Consider the following 468-nt stretch of genomic DNA (forward strand, 5'->3'; position numbering starts at 1 on the left):
GACGGCGAACAGCACCGCGAGCAGCAGCACGGAGACCAGTCCCTGGGCGAACCCCTTGGTCTGGTCCGCGAAGTCGAATTTGGCCAGCAGCGCGCCGATCCACATGATCAGCAGCGGGGTGGCGGTGAGGATGAAGAGCGCCGAGGCCATCGCCGCGAACTTGGCGAGGACGTAGTCGACGCGCTCGATCGGCCGTGAGAAGTAGAGCGGCACGGTCTTGAAGCGCAGGTCCCGGGAGACCGACTGCGGTGCCTGCGAGGCGAGGTACAGGCCGATGATCACCTGGGTGGTCAGCGCGTACGTCGTGTACTTGATCGGCAGGCTGGTGGAGCCGGGCACCGCGATGGCGACCGCGACGATGATCAGCGCCGGGACGCACATCACCGCGAAGAGGAGCATCGGGAGGACCTTGGACTTGGCGGACCGGCCGAGTCCGTACGCCCCGCGCAGGGACTGCGAGAACAGCGA

1 pseudogene is annotated in these 468 nt (G+C 67.1%); it reads right to left on the reverse strand.

The annotated features are described in order from the left end of the window. A pseudogene (locus G3I78_RS48070) lies at positions 1–468 on the reverse strand (ABC transporter permease subunit); the annotation flags it as partial.

The organism is Streptomyces sp. SID13726 (assembly GCF_010548375.1).
Classification (GTDB): Bacteria; Actinomycetota; Actinomycetes; order Streptomycetales; family Streptomycetaceae; genus Streptomyces.